The following is a 13,611-nucleotide window of genomic DNA, read 5'->3' as shown; positions in this document are numbered from 1 at the left end:
TGTCGGTGAAGCTGTGGAAAGCACTGGGTCTGGCTGGGGTGGCTGGTGTTGCGGCCACCGGGGTCATCATTGCGCGAGATCAGCGCCAGCGGGCGCAACTGACCCCCGACGAGGTGCGTGAACGGCTGCATGCGAGGCTCGATGAGATGACCGCTGAGCAGGGCGATGCCTGAAGAGCCGCACACCGCGAAGATCGACGTCCTCACGGTGCTCGCCGGCGCCCTCGCCGCGATCACGTCAGCGCTGGTCCTCTCGACCCTCGGCGCGGCCGGCACCATCATCGGCGCGGCGCTCGGCAGCGTGACCGCCACCGTCGGGAGCGCGCTCTACTCCCAGGGGCTGGCACGCAGTCGCAACCGGGTGCTGCTGGCCCAACGCGCGGCGGCGCGTCGGCGACCAGGTGCGACGCGGACCGCTGAACCCGAGGCGGAGACGGCTCCCCTCGACGAGGCCCCCGACGACGAGGCCCGCGACGATGAGTCCCCGGTCGATGAGGCCCCCGTGCAACCGCCGGCGCCCGAGTGGGGCGAACGGCTGCGGGCACTGCCCTGGAAGTGGATCGCGGTCGTCGCAGGCGTGTTGTTCGTGCTGGTGATCGTGTTGATCACCGCCTTCGAGCTGATCTCGGGACGCAGCGTGGCATCGATCACCGGAGGAACCGACGACACCGGGGGAACGACGATCAGCCGGGTCACCGGAGGACGATCCGGCAACGACCCGAGCGAGCAGCCCAGCCCGTCGCCCTTCACGCCGGAGGACACCAGTTCGCCGAGCGATCCGGCGACCACGAGCGAGTCTGCCGAGCCCACCCCCGAGGACACCGAGAGCGTGGAGCCGACCCCTTCGGAGACGACCGAGCCGAGCGTGACGCCCAGCGAGTCGCCGACGCCGTGAAACCCGCCCGGCCCTGATCGCCGGACGATAGGCTCCGCCCCGTGCCTGATCCTCATGTGCGTGCCCGCGACAACGATCGGGACCAAGCGATCGAGTTGATCGAGGCGGCCTTCGTGGACGGCCAGATCACCCCTGAGGACCGCGACATCCGGGTGGGCAACGCCCTCACGGCGATCTCGCTGGGCGACCTCGAGGTCCTGACCCGGGACCTCCAGCGGCCTGCTGGCCAGGGCTTCCCAGGAGCGCCTGTGCCCCTTCCGCCCCAGCGCTCCGGTCGCTCCGGAGCGGGCCTGGTGCTGGTCATCCTCGCGGTGGGGCTGGGCGTCGTGCTGCTGCTCGGCGGGGCGGTCGTGGCGCTGGTGTCCGGGGGCGGCTCGACGACCGGGTCCGGGCAGTCCCAGGTGGCGGTCGATGAGCTCCCCGCTCCCGCCGCGGAGGCAGACACTTTCCAGATGACCCCAGCCGGCGTACGGCGATTCGTGGCCGACTACCAGGCGCGCTTCGGCACCGCCGACGTGCTGGCGGCCACGATGTACGCCGATGGCCGGATCCTCGTCGAGGTGCCCGCCCGCGGTCACCCCAACCGGCACGAGGACTGGACCTATCGGGGGGCCTTCACCCAGGACGGCGCTGCGACGACCAATGCCTTCCACGAACGGCCCATCGACCTGCGGACCCTCAACGTCCGGCGTCTCTTCGCCAACATCGAGCGCGCCGAGCGCACCCTCAAGGTGCCCGACGCCCGGTTCACCCACCTCGGGCTGAGCAACATCTGGTCCGACGACGTCCCCGCGGTCAACATCCACGTGGGCAACGAGTTCAACGAGAGCGGCTACCTCAAGACTGCCCTCGGTGGCCGGGTCATCCGGGCCTACGCCTACTCCGGCTGAGCAGTTCGCTCGTTCCGCCTCGGGCAGACGCTGGCGACGATACGTTGTGTCGGCTCACCACCCGACCTCCAGAACTCAGGACACCACCATGACCGACTCCAACCAGCCGCCCGTCTACACGCCGGACGCCGAGGCTGCCGCCTACCCGCCCTCGCCCACCGAGCAGACCCCCGCCGTACCGGCGGCGCCGTACGGCGCACAGGTGGCCCCCTACGGCCAGCCCATGGGAGAAGGCCCGATCGGCAAGGTGCGTAGCACCGGCGTGTGCATCCTGCTGGCCATCGTGACCTTCGGCATCTACTCGGCGTACTGGTACTACGTGACGCACGACGAGATGAAGCGCCACTCCGGCCAGGGCATCGGCGGACTGGTCGCGCTGCTGCTCTCCCTGTTCGTCGGCATCGTGATGCCCTACCTCACCTCCAGCGAGGTGGGCGGTCTCTACACGCGCCGCGGCCAGAGCGCACCGGTCAGTGGCCTGACCGGCCTGTGGTACTTCCCCGGCATCTTCATCCTGGTCGGACCGATCATCTGGTTCGTCAAGACCAACGGTGCGCTGAACGACTACTGGCGCTCGCAGGGTGCTGCTGCCTGAGTCACACCAGCCCCGGTGATCCCCGGCTGACCGGGGTTCTTCGCGGTTGTCAGCCGCTGCAAAGGCTGACAACCGAGAGTTCCCCCGGTCGACCGGGGATCCCCGCACCCCCGCCCGGATTCGTCCGTCCACCAACATCAGCAGCACAATGGGCAGACCTCGACAGTTCGCCAGGAGTGCCATGTCCGACATCACGCCCGCGCCACCCAAGCGGCGCAGTCACCTGATGGACCCCAACAATCCGGTCCGGGCCACCCAGACCTCGATGTCGCTGGGCCAGGTGCAGAAGTGGGTCATGTCAGTCCTGGCGGTGACCACGATCCTGCACATGTCGGCGGGGCTGATGCTTGCGGCGTACTTCATCGACGAGGGGCGCCAGGGCGCTCGGATCGGCCTGGTCGTGATCGCCGGTGCCTTCGCGGTCATCGCGGTCGCGGCCGGTCGAGCCATCCACCGGGCGCGGATCCTCAGCCCGTGGTTGTTGCTGGGCGTGATCCCGCCGCTGGTCGGTGCCTGGCTCATCTTCGGCTGAGGGGCTCCAGGCCCCGCCACGTAGGCTCGCGAGCATGAGCAAGCAACTGCTGGTCGGGATCGGGGCGCTGCTCATCGTGGTCGGGGGACTGTGGACCGGTCAAGGGATGGGCTGGATCGGTGGCAGCGTGATGACCGACGTGACCTTGTGGGCCATCGTCGGGCCGATCGTCGCCCTGGCAGGAGCGGCGATGATCGCGGCCGGCCTGCGCAGGAGAGGTTGAGCGGACTCAGCTCAGCAGGCCGTCGCGCAGGGCCGCGGCCAGGGTCGGCGACAACGGCAGTCGCGGGATCAGGGTCGCCTGGAACGCGTGGTAGGTGTCGGGCTTGCCAGCCCACACCACGGCACTGGGTCGGTTCTGGGCGTCCAGCTCGTGGTGCCAGGAGCCCTGCGCCTGGTCGATGAACACCTCCGCGAGGTGGTCCCACCAGGTCGCATACCAAGCGGCGTACGCCGGGTCCCCTGTGGCGGCGAACAGCGCGGCGGCCGTCGCGGTGGCCTCGGCCGCGACCCAGTGCATGCGCTCGCGCACGACCGGCTTTCCGTCCCAGTCGACGGTGTAGACGAACCCGTCGGCACCATCGACGGCCCACCCTTCGCGGATGGAGGCCTCGAACAGCGACACCGCGTCGTCGAGCAGCCACGACGGAGCGTCCTCGCCCAGTGCCGCACGCAGGTGCAACGCCAGCCGGGCCCACTCCAACCAGTGCCCGATCGTCGCACCGTAGGGCCGGAACGGGTCGGCCGGACTGTCGTGGTTGAAGGCCAGCAGCGGGTTCCATGCCTCGTCGAAGTGTTCGGGTAGCCGCCACGAGTGCGCCGGCCCGAGATCGTGCACCACCCTGGTCACGATCTGCAGGACCCGGTCCAGCAGGCGCCGGTCGCCGGTCGCGTCGGCGGCCGCCAGGAGGGCCTCGACGCAGTGCATGTTGGCGTTGACACCGCGATAGGGGTCCAGTGTCGTGAACGTCTCGTCCCACTCCTCGACGACCATGGCGTGCTCCTCGTCCCAGAAGTGGGTGAGCAGTACGTCGAGCGCCTCATCGAGCAGGTCGCGGCCTCCTGGGAGCCCGGCACAGGTCGCCGACGCGGCGGCGAGCACCACGAAGGCGTGGGGGTAGGCGGTCTTGGAGCGAGTGGTCGGCCCCTGCGCGTCGACCGCGGCGTACCAGCCGGGGTTCTGCGAGTCGCGGAACCGAACCTGGAGCGCCTGGAGGCCGTGGCCGGCCAGTGCCCCACTGCCGGGCCGACCGAGGAGGTGGCCGAGGGCGAAGACATGGGTCATCCGACAGGTGATCCACAGTTCCACCGGCCGATCGAGCTCCGGGCGGCCGACCTCGTCCAGCCAGGCGAACCCGCCCGCGGGATGCCGCGCTGCCCGGCTGAAGGCCAGCAGCCGATCACCTTCAGCCTCCAGCCAACGGCCGTGAGCGGGCGTCGACAGCCAGTGCATCAGTCGCCCAGCTTCGAGTAGCGATCGCCGACCTCGTAGGTCGCCACGGCCAGCGTCGAGTCGCTCTGCCCGTAGTAGACCAGCCACTTGTCCTCGAAGAACACGAGGCCCTCGACGAAGGTCACGTTGGAGACGAGCCCGTGAGTGTCCTCGTACGTCGACGGGGCGAGCCAGGGCTGGTTCATCTGCGCCAGGATCGTGGTGGGGTCGGCTGGGTCGAACAGCAGCTGGCCGCATGTGTAGTACACCGACCCGTCGGGGTTCTTCACCGCGGCGTTGTGCAGCATCAGGATGAGCCCGTTGTTGGTGATGATCGGTTGGGGCCCGACCTCGACGAGGAGCTCACCGAACGTGCCGGGAGTGGGCACCATCAGGGGTTCGTCGTTGGAGCACGGGGTCCAGTGCAGCAGGTCGTCGGACCAGGCGTGGTAGATCGAGCCCTCACCGAAGTACATCAGGTAGCGACCGTCGATCGGCACGGGCAAGATCGCACCGGCCTTGCTCCACGGGGCGTCCTGGCCGTTGCCGACCGGGAGGAAGGTGTTGAAGTCGGGGAACAACGGGCCGTGCTTGGTCCAGGTGTAGAGATCCGTCGACGTGGCCAGGCAGAGCAGCGCGGAGGTGCGGTCCCAGCCGGTGTAGGTGAGGTAGTAGGTCCCGTCGATCTCGGTCACCCTCGGGTCCTCGGCGCCGAACTCCTCGTAGGGTTCGGTCGGGGAGAGCACCGGATCGGGGTGCCGCTCGAAGTGGATGCCGTCGTCGCTGGTCGCGAGCCCGACGTGCGAGACCAGGTCCGCGGCGTGCGCGCGGTAGAGCAGGACGACCTTGCCGTCCTTGACCACCGCGGCCGGGTTGTAGACGTTCGCGGACTCCCAGGAGTCGCCCTGCGGGCTCAGGATCGGATTGTGCTCGTAGGGCCGGAAGGGGCCGAGGGGGAACTCTGCGTGGGCGTGGTGTTGAGACGTCATGGGATACCTCTGTCTGGTGAACGTATGTGGGTGGTCGGATTCAGCGGGTGACGAGCGCGAAGCCGCCAGCCGGGACCTGCACGGTGACCGTGCGGGACCTGCTGGAGCCGACGTGGACCATCCGGCCCTGCCCGTCGTACGTCGTGATGCGGGCCGGTCCGGTGCCGGCGACGCGCACCCGGGCCCGCTCGGGCCGTGCCGCCGCGCTGCGCAGCAGGGCCGTGCCGCCGCCGTTGCCGCGGAGGACCAGACGTGACACGAGTGGCTCGAGCATCACCGCGTCGAGGACGGCCGGGTCGCCGGCCTCGGTCCTCGTGGTAGCGGTCAGGGTGGTGGCTCCAGCGCCCAGCGTTCGTCCCAGGGTGATCGGGAGCAGAGCACCGGGGGCGGGGGAGTCGCCCTGGGCGCCGACGTCGCCCGACCTGACCGTGCCGAGAGCGCGGGGACCGGTGCGGAAGCGCGTGACCGCCGAGCTGTCGGGGTGCAGCTCGAGGACCGGCAGCACCAACGACGCACCGTGCTTCGGCAGGGTCAGCGTGACCGAGCCGCCGGCGTCGAGGGCCGCGTGACCGGTGCCGCCGAAGAGCGATTCGCCGGTCCACAGCGAGGGGGGTACGACGGAGGAGGCGGCCCCCGAGAGGGCCCCCTCTTCCGCCTGAACCGTGAGGGTGCCGCGGCGCGCCTGAACCGTCGCCGTCAGCGCCCGATCTGCCACGCCCGGGTGGGCATCGAGGGCGATCATCGAGAGCAGCCCGTGGATCGTGGACTCGGCTCCCGAGTTGGGGTTGACCACGCCGTCCGCGGAGATGCCGTCGAAGGTGCGTCCCGTGGCGGGGTCATACATGGCGACCCCGGCGGGGTTGGCGCCGAAATACCACGCCGCAACGATCCCGGCGAGGCCCCGAGCGGCGCCCCGCCCGGTGGCGTCAGCGGTCGCGAGCAGGGACTGCAGGCGCGCGTCGGCACCGTACGCGATCTGCGAGGCGTCGCCGCGGGTCGGCATCCGGCCGTTGTCGGGCCCACCGGAGGTCAGCAGCCAGGGGTCGAAGGTGAAGGAGTCGCTGATCGCGCGGCGCGCCAGTCGCGGCTGGTCGAGGGCCATCGAGGCCTGTGCCAGGGCAGCAGGCATCTGCGAGCCCCAGGCGTGCCACAACGACCGGGACAGTGCCCAAGGACGGACCGCCCCCAGCGGCCAGCTCCGGGCGTCGCCGCCACCCAGCTCAGCGATGCCACGGCTCAACTGGCCGAGGGCGCGACGAGCCGCGGGGGAGCCGCCCGCCTTCACGTAGGCAGCGAGGCCGAGCACGGCCTCGGCCGAGGCATCTGCTCCGTCGGCGATGAGCCAGGCCGGGGCGGGCTGGCCGTCGATGTCGAGGTGTTCGCCGTACTGGTCGAGGACCTGGCGGTCGAGGGCGGCCACGGACAGCTCGAGTCGTTGGCGCAGGAACCCGGCGAAGGCCGGGTCGGCGTTCCGGAAGGACGCATAGCCCTCACCCAGGGCCCAGATCGTGCGGGCCAACCAGTAGGAGGCGTCGCTGTCGGAGGGGTCGGGCAGCTCCACCGGATCGGCGCTGGGGTTCAGCGTGCCGTCGGGCTGCATCCACAGCACGACGTTGCCTGCGTCGGGTCCCGTTGCGGTCTGCAGGTAGGTGACGCCGCGCAGCATCTCGTACGCCGACTGCCGGCTCGAGGCCGTGCCGGTCGCCTTCCAGTGCCGGAGGTAGACGACGGCCGCCCGCGCCATGTCGTCGGCGTTGAAGGCTCCCTGACCCCAGGTGTCGGTGGCTGCGTCGTAGGACCCGCCACCGACGTGGCGGTAGCTGCCGTCGGGGTTGGGCTCGGCGTAGGTCCAGAGCGTGCCGACGGCCGGTTCGTCGTCGAGTCGATAGGTGGTGTGTCCCTCCTGGGTGGGAGGGGTCACCGGCACCGACAGCCAGTCGAGGTGCGAGAGGTTCGTGAGGTGAGCCCTGGCGGCGACGACGCCGACAGGGCTGGCGGTCGCCGCGGGGGCAGCCGCCGGAGCCACGACGGTGGCCGACGCAGCCGCCAGAGCGACGGTGGCGACAGCCGCGGTGCCGAGTTTCAAGGTGCGGGACATGGTGCTCCTCTGTGGAGGGTTGAGGGAGGTCATCCCTTGACTCCCGACCCGAGGTCGGAGGCGGTGAAGTGCTTCTGGAAGGCCAGGAACAGGGCGACGGCTGGTGCGGCCAGCACGACCGCGCCGGCGAGGATCGCTCCGAACGGGTTGGCCGCGCGACCGGCCCCGGTGTTGATGTAGTTGGCCAGGGAGACCGCGAGCGGCTGCATGTCGGCGTCCTTGGTCACCAGGAACGGCCACAGGAACTCGTTCCACGGCCCGATGAAGGTGAGCAGGGCGGCCGTGAGCAGGGCCGGACGGGCCAACGGCAGGGCGATCGACCACAGGATCCGGAACTCGCTGGCCCCGTCCAGCCTGGCCGCGGAGAACAGCTCCTCGGGCAGTTGGAGGAAGAACTGCCGGAAGATGAACACCGCGGTCGAGTTGATCGCGAACGGCGCGATCATGCCCAGGTAGGAGTCGGCCAGTCCGTAGGAGCGCACGATCATCACGTAGATCGGGATGATCAGGAGCTGGAACGGCACGATCTGGACCAGCAGCATCACTGCGAACAGGGTGCCCTGGCCGCGGAAGTGCAACCGGGCCAGCGCGTAGCCGGCGAGCACGCCGAACACCACGGTCCCCAGCAGGACGCCACCGGTGAAGATGCCGGAGTTGGCCAGCGAGCCGAGCAGATCGACGCGCGCGTTGATCTGAGCGTAGTTGTGGAAGGTCAGGCCACCGGTGGGGAACGCCCCGGCGATGGTGGTGTCAGGCTCGCGCTGCAGGGAGCCGACGATCATGTAGTAGAAGGGGAACAGGAACAGCAGGGCGCCCAGGAAGAGCACGATGCGGCGCAGCCAGGTGGTGAGCATCTCAGTCCCTTTCGAGGAGGCGGCGGCTGACGAGGGAGATGAGCAGGACGCCGATCACCAGCAGGACTCCGATGGCCGAGGCCACATCGGGATTGCCCTGTTCGATGCCGCGTTGGTACATCACCAGGACCGGTGACGCCGAGGCCCCGTTGGGGCCACCGCCGCTGGTGAGCAGGTAGGGCTCGGTGAACAGGTTGGCACCGGTGATGGTGGCCAGGATGATGACGAGCGTGGTGGCCGGGCGGACCCCGGGCCACGTGACGTTGCGGAAGGCCGACCATCGACCGGCCCCGTCGACCTGGGCCGACTCGTGCAGCTCCTTGGGCACGTTCTGCAGTGCCGCGAGGTAGAGCAGGATGAAGAAACCCATCTGCTTCCAGGTCACGAAGATCGCGATGACGGGCATCGCCAGCGTGCTGTTCACCAGCCAGGTGGGATCCGGAGCGAGCGGACCCAGCACCTGGTTGACCATGCCGTTCTGGCTGAACAGGAAGAGCCAGACCGACACCAGTGCGACGCTCGCGGTCACGTACGGCACGTAGTAGGCCATCCGCAGGAATGCTCGTCCCCGGATCGCCATGTTGAGGGCGCTGGCCAGGGCGAGGGACAGCGCCACGGTCAGCGGCACGTTGATGACCAGGAACTCCGCGACATTGACGAACGATCGGCGTACAGCCGGGTCGCCCAGCACGGTGGCGTAGTTCTCGAAGCCCACGAACGGCCGGTCGACCTGGGCGCCCGGGGCGGCGAAGAAGTAGTCGTGGAAGCTGATCCACACCGCCAGACCCAGCGGGTAGGCGAAGACGAGGGCGAGGAACACGGCGTACGGCGCCGCGAAGACCATGCCCACCGGTTGGCGGCCCAGGAGGGCCGCCCACCGGGATCGATCGGGACGGGCGAGCATCAGGACTGGCCGGCCAGCTCGTCGGCCTTGTCCGCGGCGGTGGCGAAGGCCTCGTCGACCGACGACTTCGCGAAGATCACCGAGGAGCTCCACTGGTCACGGAACTGCTGCCAGATCTCGATCGAGTTCGGCGTGTTCGGCACCTCGACGGTGCGCGAGGCCTGGTCGGCGAAGATCTCGTATTCGGGCTTCTTCTTGAAGTAGTCCGGGTACGTCGTGGTCAGGTCGGCGCGCAGTGGCATCTGCCCGGTCATCTCGAGCAGCTTGCCGTCCTGCTCCTCGCTGGTGGCGAACTTCAGGACGTCGAAGGCAGTTCCTTGGTTCTCGCAGGCCGAGTAGAGGCTGATGTTCTTGGCGTCCGAGAAGGTGTAGGTGTCCTCCGGGGCCGTGCCCTGCGAGGTCGGGACCGGTGCGACGCCCCAGTTGACCGAGTCGCCGTACACCGCGACGGCCCAGGGGCCGACCGTTGCCATGGCGGCCTTGCCGTCGGCGAACGAGTCGCCGCTGTAGGTCTCCTTGGGGGCCAAGCCGTCGGCGTACATGCTGGCCCACAGGTTGGCCACGCTCGTGCCCGCATCGGAGTTGAAGGTGGCCTTGCCGTCCTCGATGAGCTGCTGGCCTCCGGACTCCGCGGCGTACATCGGGTAGAAGTCGAACCAGGACTGGAAGAACTCGCTGCTGGGGGCGGGCCAGATCGCAGCCTGTGCCACGCCGCTGTCGACGATCTTCTTGCTGGTGGCCAGGAACTCGTCGTAGGTGGCCAACGGCGGGTTCTCCGGGTCGACGCCGGCCTTCTTCATCAGGTCCTTGTTGTAGAAGATCATCACGGGGTTGGACTTCCAGGGGATCTGGTAGAACTTTCCGTCCGGTGACTTGTACTGGTCGGCCACGTCGCCGCTGCGGGACTCGACGTAGTCGGTGCCTCCGTCGAAGTCGTCCAGCGCGACCAGTCCGCCCTGCTTCTGGAACTGCGGTACGGCGGCCGGGGAGGTGTTGAAGACCAGGCAGGGGGCGTTGCCGGCCGTGATGGCCGCACCGATGACCTCCTCGGAGGTCTTGCCGGCGGGGATCTCCTGAGCCGTGACCTTCTCGTCGGGGTGGTCGGCGTTCCACGCCGAGACCATCTGCTTGCCCCAGGCGATCTCCTCGGGGTTGTTCGAGAGCCAGACCTTGATGGGGCCGGTGCTCGAGGCGGCCTCGCCGGCGTCCCCGGACCCACCTCCGCAGGCGGCGGTCAGGCCGAGGGCGAGCATGGTCAGCGTTGCGGTCGCAACCTTCGATCTCATCTGTTTCTCCCATTCAGGTGCTGCAGTGGGTACGGCTGTGCGAGGGCACAGGCGTGTGGGTGCTGCGGTGAGTTGTTCGGTGGAGGGCGGGGCTAGCCCTGGAGGGGTGCGGCCGTCGAGCCGCGCACGACCAGCCGGGGGGGCTGGAGGTGGGTCTCGGTGGCCGGTCGGTCCTCGATCAGTTCGAGCAGCCGTTTGGCGGCGGCTCGTCCCCAACCGATGACATCGGTGCTGACGGTGGTGAGCGGTGGCTGCATGTGGGCGGCGAGCTCGGTGTCCTCGTAGCCGACGAGCGAGAGCTGTCGCGGCACCTCGATGCCGCGACCGACCGCGACGGCGAGACCTGCGATGGCCATGAGGTCGTTGGCGTAGACGATCGCGGTGGGCGGCGTGGCCAGGTCGAGGAGCTCGCGCGTGGCCTGGGAGCCGGCTTCGGCGGAGAAGTCGGTCTCGACACAGTCGCCCGCGGGAAGCCCTGCGTCGGTCAGGGCCTGCGCCCAGGCCCGTCGACGAGACTGCCCGTGCACCATGGCGCCCGGGCCGGCCACGTGGGCGATCCGGGTGTGACCCTGGGCGAGCAGGTGTTCGACCGCGGCAGCGACGCCGGGGCCGTCGTCGACACCGACGGCCGGCCAGAAGGCCTCCCCGAGGGCGGGGCCGACGATCACGGCGGGCAGCCCGAGCTCGGCCAGCAGTGCCGGTCGGGCGTCATCGACGTAGAGGTCGGTGACCAGGACGCCGTCGACGCGTCCCTCCCGCGCCAGGCGGCGATAGCTCTCCTGCTCCGTCTCGTGCTCCGGCACGACCTGGAGCAACAGGGCGTAGCCGTGGTGGGACAGCTCGCCCTCCAGTCCGGCGATGAAGGAGGGGAAGAAGGGGTCGGCACGCAGGGTCTCGGGTGGGCGCGCCATGACCAGGCCGACGGCGAGCGCCCGGGACACCGACAGGGCGCGGGCCCGGCGACTGGGGCTCCAGCCGAGCTCCCGCGCGGCGTTCAGGATCCGTTCGCGGGTCTCGGCCGAGATCCCCGGACGGTTGTTGAAGGCGAAGGAGACCGCACCCTTGGACACGCCCGCACGGCGAGCGACATCGTTGATGGTGGGCTTCGTCACACCCCCACCTAAACCGGTTTAGTCAGCGAAGTCAAGGGTCGGCTTCGCAAAGATGTGATGGGCGTCACCGTCCAGACATGCCACAGGCCGCCACCCGAAGGTGACGGCCTGGCTGCCATGGCTCACGGCGTACTGTTCAGGGACTCCTGGTGGTTGTCAGCCATCGCAAGGGCTGACAACCGCGGGTTTCACCGGCCGACCGGGGAAACCCGCAGGCGCCCAGCAGGCGCCCAGCAGGCGGCCGACCGGGGAAACCCGCAGGCGCCCAGCAGCCGCCCAGCAGCCCCCCAGCACGCGCGCGCCAGAACGCGCCCGCGAATCAGCGGGTGAAGACGTAGTACGACCGGACCATCGAGCCGTTCTTGAACAGGCGCACGAGGTGCTTGCCGGTGTGCTTGCGGAAGGACTGTGCCCAGTAGTCGTGGTTGTCGAAGCCCTGGGCGACGGAGAAGACGGTCTTGCGGTCGACGCGGATGACCCACTGGAGCTTCTTGTCGCGGATCACGTTGTCAGGGCGGGTGATGCTGTAGAGGTCGATCCGGGTGTGGCGCAGGGTGCGCTTGGCGCGGGAGTAGCCGGTGACGTCGGTCTTCACCTTCTCCGGCGTGCTGGTGAACTTGTAAGCGTCGGTGCCGTAGGACAGCCGGACGACCAGGGTCTCGTCGCCGGCCGCGACCGGGTCGGAGGCGAACCCGCCGAACTTCACGACCGCGTCGGGGAAGTCGGACTTCCACTCGGCGACCGTCTGGCCCGACGACGGGGCCGCGTCGAGCATGGCCTGGCTGGAGTCGTCGGTCGCGTACAGGTTGGTGCCACCGTCGGTCACCCCGACGAGCTCGCCGTCGACGTCGCCGTCGCCGTCGGCGTCGAGGACGTAGCGCTGGGTGATGGTGCCGTAGGAGGCGTAGTTGACCGCGCCGATGACGGCCAGCCGCTTGCCGACCGGGAAGTACTCCGCAACCGCACCCTGGGGTCCGCTGCTGTCGGAGGACAGGGCGACACCCTCGACCCGGAAGTCGGCGTGCCCGGCGCTGCCGGTGCCCGACAGGGACGCCACCAGATCGCCGGGACGGATCTTGATGGTGACCGCGGCCTGGGATGCGGTGGCAGGAGTGGTCGTGGCCGCGATCGCCATGGGGGCGATGAGGGCGGCGACGGCCACGGTGGCTGCGGTTCTGATGGTCAAGGTGTGCTCCGTATCGGATGGATCGTGGCGTACGACGGGCAGGCCGGCGTAGCGACGTGGACGCGTCGTCGCGCCATCCGATCGCTCATGATGTTTCCCGCCCCCCGGCGCTCGCGCCCAAGCGCGAGTCAATGACTTGAAGTGTAAACCGGCAATTCGGGCAAACGAACCACGCGTGGTCAATTCAGGCTCCTGGTCCAGCCCGCCGCGCGGCAGAACCACCCCATCGGGCCATGCCCTCTAGTCCGCTGAACCGTGCGACCGAGAGCCGGCGTTCAGTCGCAGTAGTCGCAGGCGCCGTTGGCGGGCAGTTCCATGTTGCACTTCGCGCAGGTCTTGCCCTCGTAGGGGCCGGCCTTCTTGGCGCGGTCCCGTCGGGTCTTCTCCTGCGCGGACAGGGTGCGGGTGCCGCCGCCGTCGGGGAGATCGGCGCCGAAGTGCCGGTAGCAGGCGAGCCGCTCCTCGGCGGCCTGCATGTCGCCGTCCTCGGGGGCCGCGCCTCGCAGTCGTGCCACGGTCGCGCTGTAGTTCGCACCCACACTGCCGGTCGCGTCGACGCACAGCGAGGTCAGCAGCGGCTCGCCACGCTTGTCGCACTCCACGGCGACCCGGGTCAGCACGTCGCCGAGCCAGTGGTTGGACAGCTGCTTGGTGGTGATCCCGGTCTGCTCCTGGACCGCGGCGGCGATCTGCTTGAAGGTGATCAGGTCGCGGTAGGTGCCGGCGGTGGTGACGAGGACATCGCGAGCGGCCACGGCCCAAGCCGTCCGGGCCTCTTCGGTTCCAACTTCGGGCTCGGTACGTTCGGTGGTGTCCATCTGTCCACGGTAGTCGACGGA

15 protein-coding genes are annotated in these 13,611 nt (G+C 69.4%); 6 read left to right on the top strand and 9 right to left on the bottom strand.

All coding sequences use genetic code 11. From position 1 onward, the window contains the following. Positions 1-5: 5 nt before the first annotated feature. The 6 genes from AB7I40_RS02970 to AB7I40_RS02945 all read left to right on the top strand — a co-directional run bounded on the left by AB7I40_RS02970 (position 6) and on the right by AB7I40_RS02945 (position 3,134). Positions 6-173, top strand: coding sequence for a hypothetical protein (locus AB7I40_RS02970; protein ID WP_428343555.1), 168 nt, complete (start codon positions 6-8; stop codon positions 171-173). Beyond that, the gene (locus AB7I40_RS02965) at positions 166-894 is read left to right on the top strand and encodes a hypothetical protein (protein WP_428343554.1); all 729 of its coding nucleotides are present in this window, start codon (positions 166-168) and stop codon (positions 892-894) included. Before AB7I40_RS02970 ends, AB7I40_RS02965 begins: the two co-directional genes overlap by 8 nt. Positions 895-935: 41 nt before the next feature. Continuing rightward, entirely contained in the window at positions 936-1,784 is an 849-nt protein-coding gene (locus AB7I40_RS02960) for a DUF1707 SHOCT-like domain-containing protein (protein WP_428343553.1), read from the top strand. 88 nt (positions 1,785-1,872) lie between these two features. Continuing rightward, positions 1,873-2,379: a DUF4234 domain-containing protein gene (locus tag AB7I40_RS02955; RefSeq protein WP_428343552.1), complete on the top strand. Its 507-nt coding sequence runs from the start codon at positions 1,873-1,875 to the stop codon at positions 2,377-2,379. Positions 2,380-2,560: 181 nt separating this feature from the next. After that, positions 2,561-2,911 carry a hypothetical protein gene (locus AB7I40_RS02950; protein ID WP_428343551.1) on the top strand — a complete coding sequence of 117 codons (351 nt, stop codon included), beginning with the start codon at positions 2,561-2,563 and terminating at the stop codon, positions 2,909-2,911. 34 nt (positions 2,912-2,945) lie between these two features. Then, complete coding sequence (locus tag AB7I40_RS02945) at positions 2,946-3,134, top strand: hypothetical protein (RefSeq protein WP_428343550.1); 189 nt, start codon at positions 2,946-2,948, stop codon at positions 3,132-3,134. A gap of 6 nt (positions 3,135-3,140) precedes the next feature. On the opposite strand, the gene AB7I40_RS02940 is transcribed toward AB7I40_RS02945, so the two are convergent. The 9 genes from AB7I40_RS02940 to AB7I40_RS02900 all read right to left on the bottom strand — a co-directional run bounded on the left by AB7I40_RS02940 (position 3,141) and on the right by AB7I40_RS02900 (position 13,590). Continuing rightward, complete coding sequence (locus tag AB7I40_RS02940; protein ID WP_428343549.1) at positions 3,141-4,364, bottom strand: AGE family epimerase/isomerase; 1,224 nt, start codon at positions 4,362-4,364, stop codon at positions 3,141-3,143. Next, on the bottom strand, positions 4,364-5,332 hold the full coding sequence (locus AB7I40_RS02935; protein ID WP_428343548.1) for a glycoside hydrolase family 130 protein: 969 nt from the start codon (positions 5,330-5,332) through the stop codon (positions 4,364-4,366). Before AB7I40_RS02935 ends, AB7I40_RS02940 begins: the two co-directional genes overlap by 1 nt. A gap of 40 nt (positions 5,333-5,372) precedes the next feature. Next, positions 5,373-7,430, bottom strand: coding sequence for a hypothetical protein (locus tag AB7I40_RS02930; RefSeq protein ID WP_428343547.1), 2,058 nt, complete (start codon positions 7,428-7,430; stop codon positions 5,373-5,375). 29 nt (positions 7,431-7,459) lie between these two features. Then, positions 7,460-8,284 carry a carbohydrate ABC transporter permease gene (locus AB7I40_RS02925; protein WP_428343546.1) on the bottom strand — a complete coding sequence of 275 codons (825 nt, stop codon included), beginning with the start codon at positions 8,282-8,284 and terminating at the stop codon, positions 7,460-7,462. A 1-nt stretch (position 8,285) separates the two neighbouring features. Further along, entirely contained in the window at positions 8,286-9,188 is a 903-nt protein-coding gene (locus AB7I40_RS02920) for a carbohydrate ABC transporter permease (protein WP_428343545.1), read from the bottom strand. Beyond that, positions 9,188-10,474, bottom strand: coding sequence for an ABC transporter substrate-binding protein (locus tag AB7I40_RS02915; RefSeq protein WP_428343544.1), 1,287 nt, complete (start codon positions 10,472-10,474; stop codon positions 9,188-9,190). Before AB7I40_RS02915 ends, AB7I40_RS02920 begins: the two co-directional genes overlap by 1 nt. Positions 10,475-10,566: 92 nt before the next feature. Continuing rightward, the gene (locus tag AB7I40_RS02910) at positions 10,567-11,586 is read right to left on the bottom strand and encodes a LacI family DNA-binding transcriptional regulator (RefSeq protein WP_428343543.1); all 1,020 of its coding nucleotides are present in this window, start codon (positions 11,584-11,586) and stop codon (positions 10,567-10,569) included. Positions 11,587-11,905: 319 nt separating this feature from the next. After that, positions 11,906-12,772 (bottom strand): hypothetical protein, encoded by an 867-nt coding sequence (locus AB7I40_RS02905; RefSeq protein ID WP_428343542.1) that lies wholly within the window; start codon positions 12,770-12,772, stop codon positions 11,906-11,908. A 275-nt stretch (positions 12,773-13,047) separates the two neighbouring features. Then, on the bottom strand, positions 13,048-13,590 hold the full coding sequence (locus tag AB7I40_RS02900) for a hypothetical protein (RefSeq protein ID WP_428343541.1): 543 nt from the start codon (positions 13,588-13,590) through the stop codon (positions 13,048-13,050). Positions 13,591-13,611: the final 21 nt, after the last annotated feature.

The organism is Nocardioides sp. (genome assembly GCF_050246775.1).
Taxonomy (GTDB): Bacteria; Actinomycetota; Actinomycetes; order Propionibacteriales; family Nocardioidaceae; genus Nocardioides.
The sequence above is the reverse complement of the archived record's forward strand: the minus strand, read 5'-3'. Positions and strand labels throughout refer to the sequence as shown.

Excerpts from the sequence above, each read along its gene's own strand:
- AB7I40_RS02965 (WP_428343554.1), top strand. The coding sequence starts at position 166 with ATGCCTGAAGAGCCGCACACCGCGAAGATCGACGTCCTCACGGTGCTC.
- AB7I40_RS02955 (WP_428343552.1), top strand. The coding sequence starts at position 1,873 with ATGACCGACTCCAACCAGCCGCCCGTCTACACGCCGGACGCCGAGGCT.
- AB7I40_RS02950 (WP_428343551.1), top strand. The coding sequence starts at position 2,561 with ATGTCCGACATCACGCCCGCGCCACCCAAGCGGCGCAGTCACCTGATG.
- AB7I40_RS02945 (WP_428343550.1), top strand. The coding sequence starts at position 2,946 with ATGAGCAAGCAACTGCTGGTCGGGATCGGGGCGCTGCTCATCGTGGTC.
- AB7I40_RS02940 (WP_428343549.1), bottom strand. The coding sequence starts at position 4,364 with ATGCACTGGCTGTCGACGCCCGCTCACGGCCGTTGGCTGGAGGCTGAA.
- AB7I40_RS02935 (WP_428343548.1), bottom strand. The coding sequence starts at position 5,332 with ATGACGTCTCAACACCACGCCCACGCAGAGTTCCCCCTCGGCCCCTTC.
- AB7I40_RS02930 (WP_428343547.1), bottom strand. The coding sequence starts at position 7,430 with ATGTCCCGCACCTTGAAACTCGGCACCGCGGCTGTCGCCACCGTCGCT.
- AB7I40_RS02925 (WP_428343546.1), bottom strand. The coding sequence starts at position 8,284 with ATGCTCACCACCTGGCTGCGCCGCATCGTGCTCTTCCTGGGCGCCCTG.
- AB7I40_RS02920 (WP_428343545.1), bottom strand. The coding sequence starts at position 9,188 with ATGCTCGCCCGTCCCGATCGATCCCGGTGGGCGGCCCTCCTGGGCCGC.
- AB7I40_RS02915 (WP_428343544.1), bottom strand. The coding sequence starts at position 10,474 with ATGAGATCGAAGGTTGCGACCGCAACGCTGACCATGCTCGCCCTCGGC.
- AB7I40_RS02900 (WP_428343541.1), bottom strand. The coding sequence starts at position 13,590 with ATGGACACCACCGAACGTACCGAGCCCGAAGTTGGAACCGAAGAGGCC.